The organism is Bradyrhizobium sp. URHA0013, from assembly GCF_000518345.1.
GTDB lineage: Bacteria > Pseudomonadota > Alphaproteobacteria > Rhizobiales > Xanthobacteraceae > Bradyrhizobium.
In genome coordinates this window covers 237,783-252,210 of sequence record NZ_KI912427.1, presented here as the reverse complement: position 1 = coordinate 252,210, position 14,428 = coordinate 237,783, and the positions used below count along the sequence as shown (strand labels likewise).

Here is a 14,428-nt window from a genome sequence, read left to right as displayed (position 1 = left end):
GATTCACCACCGCCTGCTCTAATCGCGTCGTCCCGGGGGCAACGCACATGGCGCAAAGTGATCAGGAGGTCGCAAGCATTGATCCGCTCGTGCTCGGCGAGCTGCTCAAGTGCGCCGCCAATAATCTGTGGCTTGGGATCATCCTCTTTGGCAGCGACCGCAGGGTCATTTTCTGCAATCCGCGCTACCGCGAGATGTACGCGCTCTCGCCCGAGCAGGTGCGCCCGGGAACGCCGATCAAGGACCTGATCCAGCATCGGCTCAAACTGGGCCTGAACATCGGCGGAGAAGCCGGCGCCTATGTCCGCGCCCGCACGGAAGGCTCGGTCGTCAGCGAGCAGACGGTCCAGCAGTTCGCCGACGGAAGAATCATCGCCTACACCATCCATCCCCTGCCCGACGGCGGCGGCATGGCGACGCACGAGGACATTACCGAGCGCGAAGAGCTCAGTGCGCGGCTGCAGGAGCGCAATTTTCAGTTCGACATTGCGATCAACAACATGTCGCAGGGACTTTGCTTCTTCAGCGCCGACCATCGGCTGCTCGTCTGCAACACGCACTATATCGAAATGTACGGCCTGCCGCCCGACCGCGTTCGTCCGGGCACGCCGCTCCAGGAGATCCTCGACCTGCGCTTCGAAGCCGGCAGCGTGCCGGCAATGACGCGGGAGGAATACGCCACATGGCGGACCGATGTCGCCACGTCGGCCGAGGCCATGGACAGCATCGTCGAGATGCGGAACGGGCGAACCTTCAAGATCAGGCACCGACCGATGCCCGATCTCGGATGGGTCGCGACGCACGAAGATATCACCGAGCAGCGCAAGGCGGAATTGCAGATCGCGCATATGGCGCACCACGACGCGCTGACGGACCTCGCCAATCGCGCCCTGCTCGGTCAGCGCCTCAAGCAGGCGCTCGAACAGGGCGGGATGTTCGCGATCCACCACATCGATCTCGACAAGTTCAAGGCCGTTAACGACACCCTGGGCCACCAGGCCGGCGACATCCTGCTGCAGGATGTCAGCCGCCGCCTCAAGCAGCTCGCGCGCGACAGCGATACGATCGCGCGCATGGGTGGCGATGAATTCGTCATCCTCCAGTCGCCGATTTCCGATTCGAACGAAGCGGACACGCTGGCGCGCGATGTTGTCAGCACCCTGAGTGCTCCGTTCGGGCTCGACGGACACCAGGCTATTGTGGGCGCGAGCATCGGGATCGCCATTGCGCCCGGCGACGGCTCGACGCCCGAGCAGCTCCTGCACAATGCCGATCTGGCCCTGTATCGCGCGAAAAGCGACGGCCGCGGCATGCACTGCTTCTTCGAGCCGGCCATGGGCGAAGAGGCGCAAAGCCGTCGCGCGCTGGAGCAGGACCTGCGCAACGGCCTTGCCGCCGGCGAGTTCGAACTGCACTACCAGCCGGTCGTGAAGACCGACGGCGGCGAGATCAGCGGCTTCGAAGCCTTGATCCGTTGGCGACATCCAGGGCGCGGACTGGTCGCGCCGAACAGCTTTATCGCGCTTGCGGAAGAGATCGGCCTGATCGTGCCGATCGGCGAATGGGTGATCCGGCAGGCCTGTGCCATTGCAAGCCGATGGCCGGACCATCTGCACGTCGCCGTCAACATCTCGGCGGTGCAATTCCGCCAGCCGGGCCTGACAGAGGTGATCGTCGGCGCGCTCGCGGCCTCCGGCCTCGATCCGCGGCGGCTGGAAATCGAAATCACGGAAAGCGTTCTGCTGCAGGACAGGCATGGGACGCTGACGACGCTGCACCAGCTCCGGGCGCTGGGCATCAAGGTCGCCATGGACGATTTCGGCACCGGCTATTCGTCACTGACCTATCTGCAATGCTTCCCCTTCGACAAGATCAAGATCGACCGGTCCTTCGTCAGCGGCGTGGAAAACAATGCGGCCTCCCTCAGCATCGTGCGAGCGGTGGCGGCGCTCGCGCGCGGGATGGGCATGACGACGACGGCGGAGGGCGTGGAGACCGAGGAGCAGCGGGACCGGATCGCAGCGGAAGGCTGCACGGAAATGCAGGGCTATTTGTTCAGCCCGCCCTTGCCCGCCATGGAAATCGAGCGCCGCTTCCTGTCCGCGGAAGCACCTGCCATGCCCGACCGGTTCGCTGCGGCATAACCGCCGCCAGTCCGCCCGCGATTCCGGGTTGATGCCCGGTCGCCGGGGCAGTCAACCGTCAAAACTCGTTGGCGATCTTCGAGAGCATCCCGAGCAGGGCTTCGCGGTTGGACGGCCCGAGCAGCTCGTTCAGCCGGGCCTCGTGCTTGGTGGCGACGAGCTTCTTGGCGCGGGCCAGTACGGCCTTGCCCTTGTCGGTCAGCACCAGGATGTGCGAGCGGCGGTCGTTGGTGGAGCGGATCCGCGCGCAAAGGTCGCGGCTCTCGAGATTGTCGAGCATGGCCACGAAATTCGGACGCAGGATACCGAGGGTGGAGGCGATCTCGGTCTGGTTACGGCCGGGGTTTTTCTCGACCAGCAACAGCACGGAAAACTGCGCCGGCGTGAGCTGGAGCGAGGCCATGCAGCGCAGGAAATTCTCGAACACCTTGAGCTGTGCCCGCTTCAGGACATAGCCGAGCTGCTCCGAGAGCTCGCCGAGCTGGAGGGCTTCGCCAGGCCCGTCGGCCGCATCCTTGCGGCCCTTGGCGGTCTCGGCGGGTTTTTCAGAGGACTTTTCAGCGCTTTTGGAAACGGTCATCGCCTCATGCTCGCAATCCCGTTAAGTTCGGGAGGATCGTTCGCCACCCTTGATGTTATATTTGATAATTGTTATGGACCATATCAAATATCGTCAGCGCTGTTCAATGGCTGTGAGCGGACCGTCCACCACAATCAGGGGACCGGTCCTGAATCTTTGAGGGGGAGCGTCCGGTCTTGAATACCACCATCATGCTGTTCCTGCTGCAGGACGGCATCACCAATGGCGCGATCTATGCGCTGCTCGGCCTGGCGCTGGTGCTGGTGTTCGCCGTCACCCGCGTCATCCTCATTCCCCAAGGCGAATTCGTCACCTATGGCGCGCTGACCTACGCCTCGCTGGCCGCGGGCCAGATGCCGGGCACGGCGAAACTCGCGCTCGCCCTCGGCGTTGGCGCCTTCGCGTTCGACCTGTTCGCCGCGCGCAAGGCGCTGCACGGACGCCTGGTGCTGCGCAGCGCCCTCACCAACATCGTCCTGCCGGCCATCGTGCTGGCGCTGACCGTCTACTACGCCGCCCAGAAGCCGCCGGTTGCGGTCTGCATCGCGCTGTCGCTGGTGATCGTGGCGATGATCGGCCTGTTTCTCTACCGCATCGCATTCCAGCCGCTGGCGCACACCTCGGTGCTGGTGCTGCTGATCGCCTCGGTGGGCGTCCACCTCGCGCTTCAGGGTTTGGGCCTCTTGTTCTTCGGCGCCGAAGGCCAGCGCGGACCTGCCGTGCTGTCCGGATCTTTCACCACCGGCGCGCTGCGCTTCACGGGCCAGAGCATCACGGTCTACGGCATCACCATCGCCTTCATCGTCGGGCTGTGGCTGTTCTTCGGGCTGACACTTTACGGCAAGGCGCTGCGCGCGACCGCCGTGAACCGGCTCGGTGCCCGGCTCGTCGGCATCCGCACCACGCTGTCCGGGCAGATCGCCTTCCTGCTGGCGTCCGTCATCGGCGCATTGTCGGGCATCATGATCGTGCCGATCACGACGCTCTATTACGACTCGGGCTTCCTGATCGGCCTGAAGGGCTTTGTCGCCGCCATCATCGGTGGGCTTGTCAGCTATCCCCTCACCGCGGTCGCGGCGCTGGTCGTCGGCATCGTCGAGGCGTTCTCGTCCTTCTATGCCTCCAACTACAAGGAGGTGATCGTTTTCATGCTCTTGATTCCCGTGCTGCTGCTGCGCTCGCTCGCGGCGCCTGCGGTCGAGGAAGAGAAGGACTGACGCCAAGATGCAGAGCCGGCTCCCCATCCTCATCTTCGCGCTGATCATGGCGGCGATCCCGTTCGTTCCTGGCATGCCCCCGTTCTGGATCGTGCTGCTGGACAATGTCGGCCTCACCGCCCTGGTCGCGATGGGCCTCGTGCTGCTGACCGGCGTCGGCGGCCTGACCTCGTTTGGACAAGCGGCCTTCGTCGGCTTCGGCGCCTACACCACCGCGGTGCTGTCGACGACCTACGGCATGTCGCCCTGGCTGACGCTGCCGCTGTCGCTGGTGGTCAGCGGATTGTTGGCGGTGCTGCTCGGCCTCGTCACGGTCCGTCTGTCCGGCCATTATCTGCCGCTCGGCACGTTGGCCTGGGGACTCGGCTTGTTCTATCTCTTCAGCAAGCTGGAGTTTTTGGGAAGAAACGACGGCATCTCGGCGATCCCACCGCTGTCGATCGGCTCGTTCAAAATGCTCTCGCCCGGTTCGATCTACTACGCGATCTGGGTTGCCGTAATCCTCTCGGCGCTGCTCACGATGAACCTGCTGGACTCCCGTACCGGCCGCGCCATCCGCGCGCTCCGGCGCGGCCATGTCGCGGCCGAGGCGTTCGGCGTGCACACGCCGCGGGCGAAAATGCTGGTGTTCATCCATGCCGCCGTGCTTGCCGGCCTCTCCGGCTGGCTCTACGCCCATCTTCAACGCGCGGTGAATCCGACGCCGTTCGGCGCGCAGGCGGGCATCGAATATCTCTTCATCGCCGTGGTCGGCGGCGCCGGCTATGTCTGGGGCGGCGTCCTCGGTGCGGCGCTCGTCGTGGTCCTGAAGGAAGTGCTGCAGAGCTACCTGCCGCTGATCCTGCCCGGCTCCGGCCAGGTCGAGACCATCGTGTTCGGCATCATGCTGGTGGCGCTGCTCCAGCTCGCACCCGGCGGCGTCTGGCCCTGGCTGATGTCGTTCCTGCCCCAGCGTACCAGTGGCAAGAAGCCGGACACTTCGCTGAAACTGGAGCAGCGCACCCGCTCGCCCGGCCAATCCAGCGTCCTGCTTCAGGTCGAGAAGGCGCGGAAGCAATTCGGCGGCGTGGTCGCGGTGAACAACGTCTCCTTCGACGTTCAGGCTCGCGAGATCGTCGCGCTGATCGGCCCCAACGGCGCAGGCAAGAGCACCACCTTCAACCTGATCACCGGCGTGCTGTCGGCCAGCTCGGGCTCGATCTCCGTGCTCGGCAACAAGGTGGACAGGGCGCCGCCGCAGGAGATCGTCAAGCTCGGCATCTCCCGCACCTTCCAGCACGTCAAGCTGGTGCCTGACATGACCGTGCTGGAAAACGTCGCAATCGGCGCGCATCTGCGCGGCCATTCGGGGCCGATTTCCTCAATGCTGCGGCTCGACCGCACTGATGAGGCAAAGCTGCTCGCCGAAGCCGCCCGCCAGATCGAGCGGGTCGGACTGGGCGAGCAGATGCATCAGCTCGCAGGCTCGCTGTCGCTGGGACAACAACGGATCGTCGAGATCGCCCGCGCGCTGTGCGTCGATCCGATGCTGCTGCTGCTCGACGAGCCGGCGGCCGGCCTGCGCCACATGGAGAAGCAGCAGCTCGCGACGTTGCTGCGGGAGCTGCGCGACGGCGGCATGAGCGTCTTGCTCGTCGAGCACGACATGGGCTTCGTCATGAACCTCGCCGACCGCATCGTGGTGCTCGATTTCGGCACCAAGATCGCGGAAGGAACGCCGGCCACGATCAAGACCAATCCCGAAGTGATCAAGGCCTATCTCGGAGTGGCGGCATGAGCGCGCTGTTGTCCGTCGCCGACGCCCATGTCGCCTATGGCAAGGTCGAGGCCGTGCGCTCTGTCTCGCTCGAAGTCGGCCAAAACCAGATCGTCACCATCGTCGGCGCCAACGGTGCCGGCAAGACCACGCTGCTGTCCGCCATCATCGGCATTTTGCCGCTGAAGGGGCGCGTTTCATTCGCAGGTCAGGATCTGTCGCGGCTCGACATCGAGGACCGCGTCGCCATGGGGCTTGGCCTCGTTCCCGAGCACCGCGAATTGTTCGTGACCATGAATGTCGAGGACAATCTCGAGTTAGGAGCCTTCCGCATCGAGAGAAGCAAGGCGAAAGCCTCGATGGAGCGGGTTTACACGCTGTTTCCGCGGCTCAAGGAGCGGCGCAAGCAGCTCGCCGGCACGCTCTCCGGCGGCGAGCAGCAGATGCTTGCGATGGGCCGCGCGCTGATGGGCGAGCCCAAGCTCCTGATGCTGGACGAGCCGAGCCTCGGCCTCGCCCCGATCATCGTCGCCGACATTTTCCGCATCGTCACCGAGTTGCGTGCCGCCGGCGTCTCCGTGCTGCTGGTCGAGCAGAACGCGCAGGCCGCGCTCAAGATCGCGGATCAAGCCTACGTCATGGAGCTCGGCGAGTTCGTGCTCAGCGGCAAGGCCAGCGACATCGCGGCGAATGAACGCGTCGCCGCCAGCTATCTCGGCTTCCAGCACGAAGGCGCGAGTGTGTTGTAAGTGCGCCGTGAACTCCTCTTCCCTTCTCCCCTTGCGGGAGAAGGTGGCGCGAAGCGCCGGATGAGGGGTATCCATCCAAACGGAAACCGCTTCATTCGCGGAGAGGCCCCCCTCATCCCGCGCAAGTCGCTCTAGCTTTCATTGGATGGTGAGTTCGCCTCCCCCTTCAGCGCCGCGACCTCCGCCTCCAGCTCCGCTATCTTCGTATCCCTCGCCGCCAGCGCCGCTGCCACATCGCCAGCGTCGAACTTCTGCGGGATGTGCTGCGGGCAGTTCGTATCCCACGCTTCGATCTTGAACAGGATCACCTGCTCCGGGCGCGCCCGATAGCCTTTCGGCATCAGCGATGTCGTCAGCGCCTCGTCGTCCTCGACCACGCGGGCCTCGCCCCAGATCTTCACTCGACGGCGATGGGTGTAGTCCATCACGAAGATGTAGGCCTTGGGATTTTCAGACAGGTTTCCCTGCGTGATGTATTGCCGATTGCCGGCGTAGTCCGCGAACGCGAGCGTCTGCTTGTCCAGCACCTTCAAAAAGCCCTTCGGGCCGCCGCGATGCTGAATGTAGGGCTGGCCGTCGGCAGAGGCCGTGGCGAGATAAAAGCTGTTGGCGTCGGCCAGGAACGCCGCGAGGTTCTCATCGACCTCGGTGCGCCAGCCGCGCTGCTCGGCATGCGCATAGCCTTCGCGTGATCCCTTTCGGGTCTGGATCGACTTCACCGCCGGCGTGAATGCCACGTCGCTGGCGTAGGTGTGAGTTGCCGTCATCGACCATCTCCTGAAATCCCGGCGCGTCCTTGCGTCTTCGCAAGCTAAAGTGGACTTTTCGCAGGCTAAAACAATCAGCCGGCTTGACACTTGATCATTGCGTTATATGCAATAATGCCATGGACCGCCTTGAAGCCATGCATGTTTTCGTCACCGTCGCCGATTTGCGCGGCTTCGCGCCGGCGGCACGAAAGCTGCGGCTGTCCCCCTCGGCGGTGACGCGGCTGATCGCGGCTCTGGAGGAGCATCTCGGGGCGCGGCTGTTGCAGCGGACCACCCGTCAAGTGACCCTGACCGACGTCGGCACGCGCTATCTCGAGCGCGCGCGTCGCATCCTCGCCGATGTCGAGGAGGCCGACGGCTCGGCACGGGAGGAGCGCAACCGGCCGAGCGGGCGGCTGGTGGTGTCGGCGCCGGTCGGCTTCGGCCGGCTCCATGTCGGGTCTGTCATGACCGCCTACCTCAAACGCTATCCCGAGGTCGCCTGCGAATTGCGGCTGTCGGACAACCTGGTCAATCTCGTGGAAGATGCCGTCGACGTCGCGGTGCGGATCGGCCATCTCGCCGACTCCTCGCTCGTCGCACGCCAGGTCGGCGAGATGCGGCGGATCGTGGTGGCGACGCCAGGCTATCTCAAGCGCCATGGCGAGCCGAAGACGCCGGAGGCACTGCTTACGCACCAGACCATCGCGTTCGGTCCATCCGCGAACTGGCGCTTCGTACAGAACGGCCACGACATCGAGGTGGCGCCGAATCCACGGTTCGCCAGCAACAGCGCCGACGCCGCCCTGCAATATGCCGAGGCCGGCGGCGGCGTGACCCGAGTGCTGGCCTATCAGGCCGCCGAAGGCTTGCGGCGCGGGCGGCTCAAGATCGTATTGGCGAACTACGAGCAGCCGGCGCTACCGATCCACATCGTCTACCCGACCTCGCGCCTGCTCTCCGCCAAGGTACGCGCCTTCGTCGATCTCGTGGTGGAGACTGCGGAGTGGAAATTCGGGTGACGCGCTCACCCCTTCTTCGGCACGACGCGAAAGGTGCCGCTGGCACGCGCGATCACGGCGCCGTCGGCCTTCGCGAGGCACTGCGCGAAACAGATCGTGCTGCCGGTCTTGATCGCCTCACCCTCGACTGCCAGCCATTGGCCGATCTCGCCGGCGCCGACATAGTCGACCGACAGCGAGATCGTGACCAACGAGGTGGTCCAGCCCGTCGCCTGCGCGCAGCTGTAGCCCATGGCGGCATCGGCCAGCGCCGCGATCAGGCCGCCATGGATCAGCCCGCGCGCGTTGGTGTGCGGTGTTGCCAGCCGCAATCCCACGGTGACGCCGTTGTCGGTCTTCCTGGAGTAAAGCGGCTCCCAGGGATCGGTGAGCGGGGCTTTGCGAAAGTGCGGCTCGAAGCCGGCGGGGATGTCGGTGCTGGTCATGTCCATCTCGCGTTGGTGGCTGCCGCCATTGAACGCGAGGGACGTGACGGTTGCATCACCTACAAAGTTTTAAACGACATTTGCGCGGGCGTTTGAAATGGACGGCGGCGTCGCCTCACCAGGACTGTCATCACCCGCGAAAGCGGGTGATCCAGTATTCCAGAGACGGCGACGTGATACGGAGAGGCCGCGGCGTACTGGATGCCCCGCCTTCGTGGGGGCATGACAGTGACCGTCCTAAAACGGCAGCCCCACGTAATTCTCCGACAGCGACGTCATCGCGGCCTGCGACTGCGTGACGTAGTCGAGCTCGGCGAGCTGGATGCGCGCGCCGATGGTGCCGGTGTCGGGGAATTTGTGCAGCATCGAGGTCATCCACCAGGAGAAGCGCACGGCCTTCCAGACCCGCGCCAGTGCCTTCGCCGAATAGGCATCAATGCCGGCGCTGGATTTTTCGTCGTAGAACTCGCGAAATGCGCTCGACAGATAATGCGCGTCGCTGGCCGCCAGGTTCAGCCCCTTGGCGCCGGTCGGCGGCACGATATGGGCGGCGTCACCGCACAGGAACATCCTGCCGAAGCGCATCGGCTCGGCGACGAAGCTGCGCAGCGGCGCAATGCTCTTCTCGATCGAGGGGCCCGTGACCAGGCTGTCGGCGGCGTCCTGGTCGAGCCGGCGCCTGAGCTCGTCCCAGAAGCGGTCGTCGGGCCATTGGTCGACATGGTCATCGAGCGCGCACTGCACATAGTAGCGGCTGCGTCTGGTCGAGCGCATGGTGCACAGCGCAAAGCCGCGGGCGTGGTTGGAATAGATCAGCTCGTGGCTGACCGGTGGCGTCTCGGAGAGGATGCCGAGCCAGCCGAACGGGTAGATGCGCTCGAACTCCTCGATCGCCGAAGCCGGAACGCTGGCGCGGCTGACGCCATGAAAGCCGTCGCAGCCGGCGATGAAATCGCAATCGATCGTGTGGGTGACGCCATCCTTCACGTAGGTTACGCGCGGGTGACTGCCGTCGAAATCGTGCGGCTGCACGTCCTTGGCCTCGTAGACTGAGGTGAGACCGGCGGCCGCGCGTGCATTCATCAGGTCGAGCGTGACCTCGGTCTGGCCGTAGATCATGACCGTCTTGCCGGTCGAAGCCTTCATGTCGATGCGGTGCCGGCGCCCCGAGAAGGCGAGTTCGATCCCTTCATGCACCAGACCTTCGGCATGCGCCCGCGCGCCGGCGCCGATCTGGTCGAGCAGCGCGACGGTCCCCTCTTCCAGGAGACCTGCACGGATGCGGCCGAGCACATAGTCCGGGCTCTGCCGCTCGAGAATGACATTGTCGATGCCGTAACCGTGCAGCAGTTGCCCAAGCAACAATCCCGCCGGCCCTGCCCCGATGATTGCGACTTTTGTCCGCAATACTTGCTCCTCCCGATCCTGTAGGCTTTCGGCGCGGCTCGCTTGTCGCAGCCGTCCGCGCACGATAATTATATCATATAACGGTTGGGCAAAAGGGAGTGCGCGGCGGCACGCCGCGCCAGTTCCGGCTTGAACGCGCCGGCCAATTAGATAACATGTTAATTAACGAGACCGGGCCATCGAAGCCCGCCGTCAAAAGAGGGAGAGACACGTGATGAGGAAAGCCTGTCTGGCGTTGCTGCTGGCAGCAAGCGTGAGCCCTGCGTTCGCGCAGGACAAGACCTTCGATTTGAAGATCTCGCACTGGGTGCCGGCCTCGCATCCGCTGCAGAAATCGCTGGAGGACTGGGCCGCCGCGGTCGAGAAGGATTCCGGCGGCACCATCAAGGGCAAGGTGTTTCCGGCCCAGCAGATGGGCAAGGCCTTCGACCATTACGACATGGCGCGCGACGGCATCGCCGACGTCACCTATGTCAATCCCGGCTACCAGCCGGGCCGTTTCCCGATCATCGGCGCCGGCGAATTGCCGTTCCTGATCTCGGATGCCAAGGGCGGCTCGATGGGGTTGGACGCCTGGTACCGCAAATACGCCGAGAAGGAGATGAAGGACGTCAAATACTGCCTCGCCTTCGTCCACTCGCCCTCCTCGTTCCATTCCAAGACCAAGAAGATCGTGATGCCGGAGGACGTGAAGGGCCTGAAGATCCGGCCCGCCCACGCCACCATGGCGAACTTCGTCACCTCGCTCGGCGGCACCAATGTGCAGTCCTCCGCGCCCGAAGTGCGCGACATCATCGAGCGCGGCGTCGCCGACGGCGTCACCTTCCCATGGGGCTCTCTCGTGCTGTTCGGCATCGACAAGGTAACAAAGTACGACATGGAGGCGCCGCTCTACACCACGACCTTCGTGTTCGTCATGAACAAGGACAAGTACAATGCGATGTCCGACAAGCAGAAGGCCGCGATCGACAAGAATTGCACGGTCGAGATGGCCGGTGTGGTCGGCGAGCACTGGGGCAAGTTCGAGGATGCCGGGATCGACAAGGTCAAGGCGGAGAGCGGTCACGAGGTCTACAAGCTGACGCCCGAGCAGACCGCCGCCTGGAAGAAAGCCGCCGAGCCCCTGGTGAAAACCTGGAGCGACGGCGCGAAGAAGGCCGGCGCCGATCCGGACGCGGCGCTTAGCGAGCTGAAAGCCTCGCTGAAGAAGTACAACGCGCTGGCGGAGTAGCTCTTCGTCGAAACACATGCGGCGGCGGGATGCATCTCGCCGCCGTTGTTCTGCAAGCGGGCCGAGACGCGAGGAGCGCGTCCTCTCCCTCTCCCGCCTGAGGATCACATCTCCTAGGAAGCTCACATGAAGCGCAGCTGGATGGATCGCGTTATCGATTCGATCGAATGGATCGCAGCGGCGTTCGTCGGCATCGTCGCGCTCGACATCTTCCTGTCGGTGCTGCTGCGCAACACGCTGAACTATGCGATCCCCGACAGCTTCGACATCGGTCGCATGCTGCTCGGCATCCTGATCTTCTGGGGTATCGCCGCCACCTCCTATCGCGGCACCCACATCACGGTCGATTTGGTCTGGGGCAATGTCGGGCCGCGCTACCAGCGCTGGATCGACGTGTTCGCGACCCTGGTGCTGCTGTTCGTCGTGACGGTGCAGACCTGGACGCTGTTCGACAAGGTCCGCGGCACCTACAACGACAACGTCCAGACCTTCGACATGCATATGCCGACCTGGCCGTTCTTCGCGATCGCCTGGATCGGCGACGTCTCGGCAGTGCTGTTGATCGCGATCCGCACCTACCGGTTGATCTTCCATCCCGAAGAAATGCACGACCCCAAGCTGAAGGCGACGGAGTAATCATGAGCACCGATGCCGTCGCCGTAATCGGCTTCGTTTCCCTGTTCGCCCTGATGCTGCTGCGCGTGCCGGTCGGCATGGCCATGGGCCTCGTCGGCGTCTCCGGCTTCTCCTATCTCGTCGGCGCCACGCCGGCGCTGAAGCTGGTCGGCCAGACCTCGATGCGCACGGTGACCGACTACACCTTCGGCGTCATTCCGATGTTCTTGCTGATGGGCTCCTTCGTCAGCAATTCCGGCATGAGCCGCGAGCTGTTCCGCGCCGCCAACGGCTTTGTCGGCCATTTGCGCGGCGGGCTCGGCATCGCTACCGTCGGCGCCTGCGGCGGCTTTGCCGCGATCTGCGGCTCCTCGGTCGCGACCGCAGCGACCTTCTCCGCGGTCGCTTATCCCGAGATGCGCCGCTTCGGCTATCCGCAATCGTTTGCCACCGGCGTGATCGCGGCCGGCGGCACGCTGGGCGCGATGCTGCCGCCCTCCACCGTGCTCGCCGTCTACGGCATCATCACCGAGCAAGACATCGGCAAGCTCTTCATCGCCGGCATCATCCCGGGCATCCTGGCGATGACCATGTACATGATCACGATCTTCCTGATCGGCTATTTCCGGCCGGACTTTCTGCCCAAGGGCAAGGTGCTGCCGTGGCGCGAGCGCTTCGCCGGCCTGAAGGACATCTGGGCGCCGGTGCTGCTGTTCGTGTTCGTGATCGGCGGCCTCTACGGCCTGCCCTATTTGCCGCGCTTCACGCCGACGGAAGCCGGCGGCGTCGGCGCTGCCGGCGCCTTCATCATCGGCGTGGCGACCGGCCGGCTCGACCGCGAGAAGATTCTGGCCTCGCTGCTGCAGGCGACGCGCACGGCGGCCGCCGTGTTCACCGTGCTGATCGGCGCCTTGATCTTCGGGTACTTCCTCACGGTGACGCAGACCCCCCAGAAGGTGACGGAATTTCTCACGGGCCTCGGCCTCGGCCCCTACGGCGTGCTGGCGCTGATCATGGTGATGTATCTCGTGCTCGGTTGCCTGATGGACGCCATGGCGATGATCATCCTCACCGTGCCGATCATCTTCCCCGTGATCATGCATCTCGGTTTCGACCCGATCTGGTTCGGCGTCATCATCGTCATGACGGTCGAGCTCGGCCTGATCCATCCGCCGGTGGGCATGAACGTCTTTGTCATCAAAAGCGTAGTGAAGGACGTGTCCTTCTCCACGATCTTCAGGGGCGTGATCCCGTTCGTTGCAACAGACCTCGTGCGCCTGGTGATCCTGATCGCCTTCCCGCTGCTGGCGACGTGGCTGCCGACGCGGATGATGGCCCATTGAGGGGTGAATCGATGACCACGCCGACGCTGGAAACCAAATACGTCTTCACCGTCACCGCACGCATCGGCGACGTCGTCACCGCCGGAGAGACCGGCATCGGAATTCGCCGCATCATTCCGATCATCGGCGGCGAGGTGACGGGCGCGATCACCGGCAAGGTGCTGCCGTTCGGCGCGGACTTCCAGACCATCCGCCCGAATGAGCTGATCGATCTCGAAGCGAAGTATGCGTTTGAAACCGACGACGGCGCCATCGTCTATGTCGAGAACAAGGGTATGCGCTTCGGCCCGGTCGAGCTGTTGCAAAAGCTCAAGCGCGGCGAGCCGGTCGACCCGAAGCAGATCTATTTCCGCACCGTGCCGAAGTTCGAGACCGGGCATGAGAAATACCGCTGGCTGATGGAGCACATTTTTGTCGGTTCAGCAGCGCGGCATGCGGATCGCGTGGTGATCGACGTGCATCAGGTGATGTGAACGCAGCGCGCCGCAAGCGCCGGCTAGTCCATTGACAATACGGCATCTGTAGCGTATACGCTACAGATGCCGACATCAAGAGAACCGACGATTCTCTGACTGGCTTAGAAACCTGCGAGACCGGAGAGCGAAGGCAAAAATCCTCGCCCGGATCGATCGGCTGGCGCTCGGCAATCCCGGAGACGTTGCTGCGGTCGGAGGCGGCATCAGCGAAATGAGAGTCCATGAGGGCGCCGGATACCGGATCTACTACGTTGCCCGAGGCGAGGAGATCATCGTTCTTCTTTGCGGAGGCGATAAAGGCTCAGCCAGGAGACATAGCGTTGGCAAAGAAGATCGCGAGCGAATTGGAGGTCTGAGCAATGGCAAAAGTGAAATCATTCGATGCTGCGGAGTACCTCGACAGCCCCCAGATGATTGCGGCCTATCTCACCGAAGCCTTTGAATCTGACGATCCGTCCGCAATAACGATGGCAATCGGTGCCGTAGCCCGTTCTCAGGGCATGGGCGCCATTGCCGAAAAGGCCGGTCTATCCCGTGAGAACTTGTATCGCTCGCTTGGCGGCGAGGCCAAACCCGAATTCGGCACTGTGATAAAAGTTCTCCACGCCATGGGTATCAATCTTGTGGCGCAACCTCAAAGTGGAACGAAGGCGGCGTAGCGACCGGATCGCATCGGCGTCCGTAATATCGATCCCAATCTTGCGCATCGGGCAT

Annotated in this window: 14 protein-coding genes and 1 pseudogene; 11 read left to right on the top strand and 4 right to left on the bottom strand. The window is 63.9% G+C overall.

Annotation, left to right across the window (positions count from 1 at the left end):
• The first annotated feature begins 47 nt into the window (after positions 1 to 47).
• Positions 48 to 2,144: a bifunctional diguanylate cyclase/phosphodiesterase gene (locus tag N551_RS0130585; protein WP_027570163.1), complete on the top strand. Its 2,097-nt coding sequence runs from the start codon at positions 48 to 50 to the stop codon at positions 2,142 to 2,144.
• Between the two features lie 58 nt (positions 2,145 to 2,202).
• On the opposite strand, the gene N551_RS0130580 is transcribed toward N551_RS0130585, so the two are convergent.
• Positions 2,203 to 2,724, bottom strand: coding sequence for a MarR family winged helix-turn-helix transcriptional regulator (locus tag N551_RS0130580; RefSeq protein WP_027570162.1), 522 nt, complete (start codon positions 2,722 to 2,724; stop codon positions 2,203 to 2,205).
• A gap of 176 nt (positions 2,725 to 2,900) precedes the next feature.
• On the opposite strand from N551_RS0130580, the gene N551_RS0130575 reads away from it, so the two are divergent.
• Genes N551_RS0130575 through N551_RS0130565 form a run of 3 tightly spaced genes read left to right on the top strand, consistent with a single transcriptional unit; the run spans position 2,901 to position 6,446 of the window.
• Positions 2,901 to 3,941 carry a branched-chain amino acid ABC transporter permease gene (locus N551_RS0130575; RefSeq protein ID WP_027570161.1) on the top strand — a complete coding sequence of 347 codons (1,041 nt, stop codon included), beginning with the start codon at positions 2,901 to 2,903 and terminating at the stop codon, positions 3,939 to 3,941.
• Positions 3,942 to 3,948: 7 nt separating this feature from the next.
• Positions 3,949 to 5,718 carry an ATP-binding cassette domain-containing protein gene (locus N551_RS0130570; RefSeq protein ID WP_051462974.1) on the top strand — a complete coding sequence of 590 codons (1,770 nt, stop codon included), beginning with the start codon at positions 3,949 to 3,951 and terminating at the stop codon, positions 5,716 to 5,718.
• Positions 5,715 to 6,446, top strand: coding sequence for an ABC transporter ATP-binding protein (locus N551_RS0130565; protein WP_027570159.1), 732 nt, complete (start codon positions 5,715 to 5,717; stop codon positions 6,444 to 6,446). Before N551_RS0130570 ends, N551_RS0130565 begins: the two co-directional genes overlap by 4 nt.
• Before the next feature lie 131 nt (positions 6,447 to 6,577).
• Here N551_RS0130565 and N551_RS0130560 read toward each other — a convergent pair whose 3' ends face one another.
• Entirely contained in the window at positions 6,578 to 7,213 is a 636-nt protein-coding gene (locus N551_RS0130560) for a pyridoxamine 5'-phosphate oxidase family protein (RefSeq protein WP_027570158.1), read from the bottom strand.
• Between the two features lie 119 nt (positions 7,214 to 7,332).
• Between N551_RS0130560 and N551_RS0130555 the strand changes: the two genes are divergently transcribed.
• Positions 7,333 to 8,217 (top strand): LysR family transcriptional regulator, encoded by an 885-nt coding sequence (locus N551_RS0130555; protein ID WP_027570157.1) that lies wholly within the window; start codon positions 7,333 to 7,335, stop codon positions 8,215 to 8,217.
• Between the two features lie 5 nt (positions 8,218 to 8,222).
• Here the strand turns inward: N551_RS0130555 and N551_RS0130550 are convergent, their stop codons facing one another.
• Together N551_RS0130550 and pobA are read right to left on the bottom strand one after the other, a co-directional pair.
• A complete protein-coding gene (locus N551_RS0130550) occupies positions 8,223 to 8,642 on the bottom strand; it encodes a PaaI family thioesterase (RefSeq protein WP_007599679.1) in 420 nt (139 codons plus the stop codon).
• Between the two features lie 237 nt (positions 8,643 to 8,879).
• Positions 8,880 to 10,049 (bottom strand): 4-hydroxybenzoate 3-monooxygenase, encoded by a 1,170-nt coding sequence (pobA, locus tag N551_RS0130545; RefSeq protein WP_027570156.1) that lies wholly within the window; start codon positions 10,047 to 10,049, stop codon positions 8,880 to 8,882.
• 214 nt (positions 10,050 to 10,263) lie between these two features.
• Here pobA and N551_RS0130540 point away from each other — a divergent pair, with 214 nt between their 5' ends.
• The 6 genes and pseudogenes from N551_RS0130540 to N551_RS0130515 all read left to right on the top strand — a co-directional run bounded on the left by N551_RS0130540 (position 10,264) and on the right by N551_RS0130515 (position 14,373).
• Positions 10,264 to 11,280 carry a TRAP transporter substrate-binding protein gene (locus N551_RS0130540; protein ID WP_027570155.1) on the top strand — a complete coding sequence of 339 codons (1,017 nt, stop codon included), beginning with the start codon at positions 10,264 to 10,266 and terminating at the stop codon, positions 11,278 to 11,280.
• Between the two features lie 126 nt (positions 11,281 to 11,406).
• A complete protein-coding gene (locus tag N551_RS0130535; RefSeq protein WP_007599673.1) occupies positions 11,407 to 11,916 on the top strand; it encodes a TRAP transporter small permease in 510 nt (169 codons plus the stop codon).
• 2 nt (positions 11,917 to 11,918) lie between these two features.
• Positions 11,919 to 13,238, top strand: coding sequence for a TRAP transporter large permease (locus N551_RS0130530; RefSeq protein ID WP_027515392.1), 1,320 nt, complete (start codon positions 11,919 to 11,921; stop codon positions 13,236 to 13,238).
• Positions 13,239 to 13,249: 11 nt separating this feature from the next.
• Positions 13,250 to 13,711, top strand: coding sequence for a DUF3237 domain-containing protein (locus N551_RS0130525; RefSeq protein ID WP_027570154.1), 462 nt, complete (start codon positions 13,250 to 13,252; stop codon positions 13,709 to 13,711).
• Between the two features lie 74 nt (positions 13,712 to 13,785).
• A pseudogene (locus N551_RS37550) lies at positions 13,786 to 14,070 on the top strand (type II toxin-antitoxin system RelE/ParE family toxin).
• Positions 14,071 to 14,073: 3 nt separating this feature from the next.
• The gene (locus tag N551_RS0130515; protein WP_027570153.1) at positions 14,074 to 14,373 is read left to right on the top strand and encodes an addiction module antidote protein; all 300 of its coding nucleotides are present in this window, start codon (positions 14,074 to 14,076) and stop codon (positions 14,371 to 14,373) included.
• Positions 14,374 to 14,428: the final 55 nt, after the last annotated feature.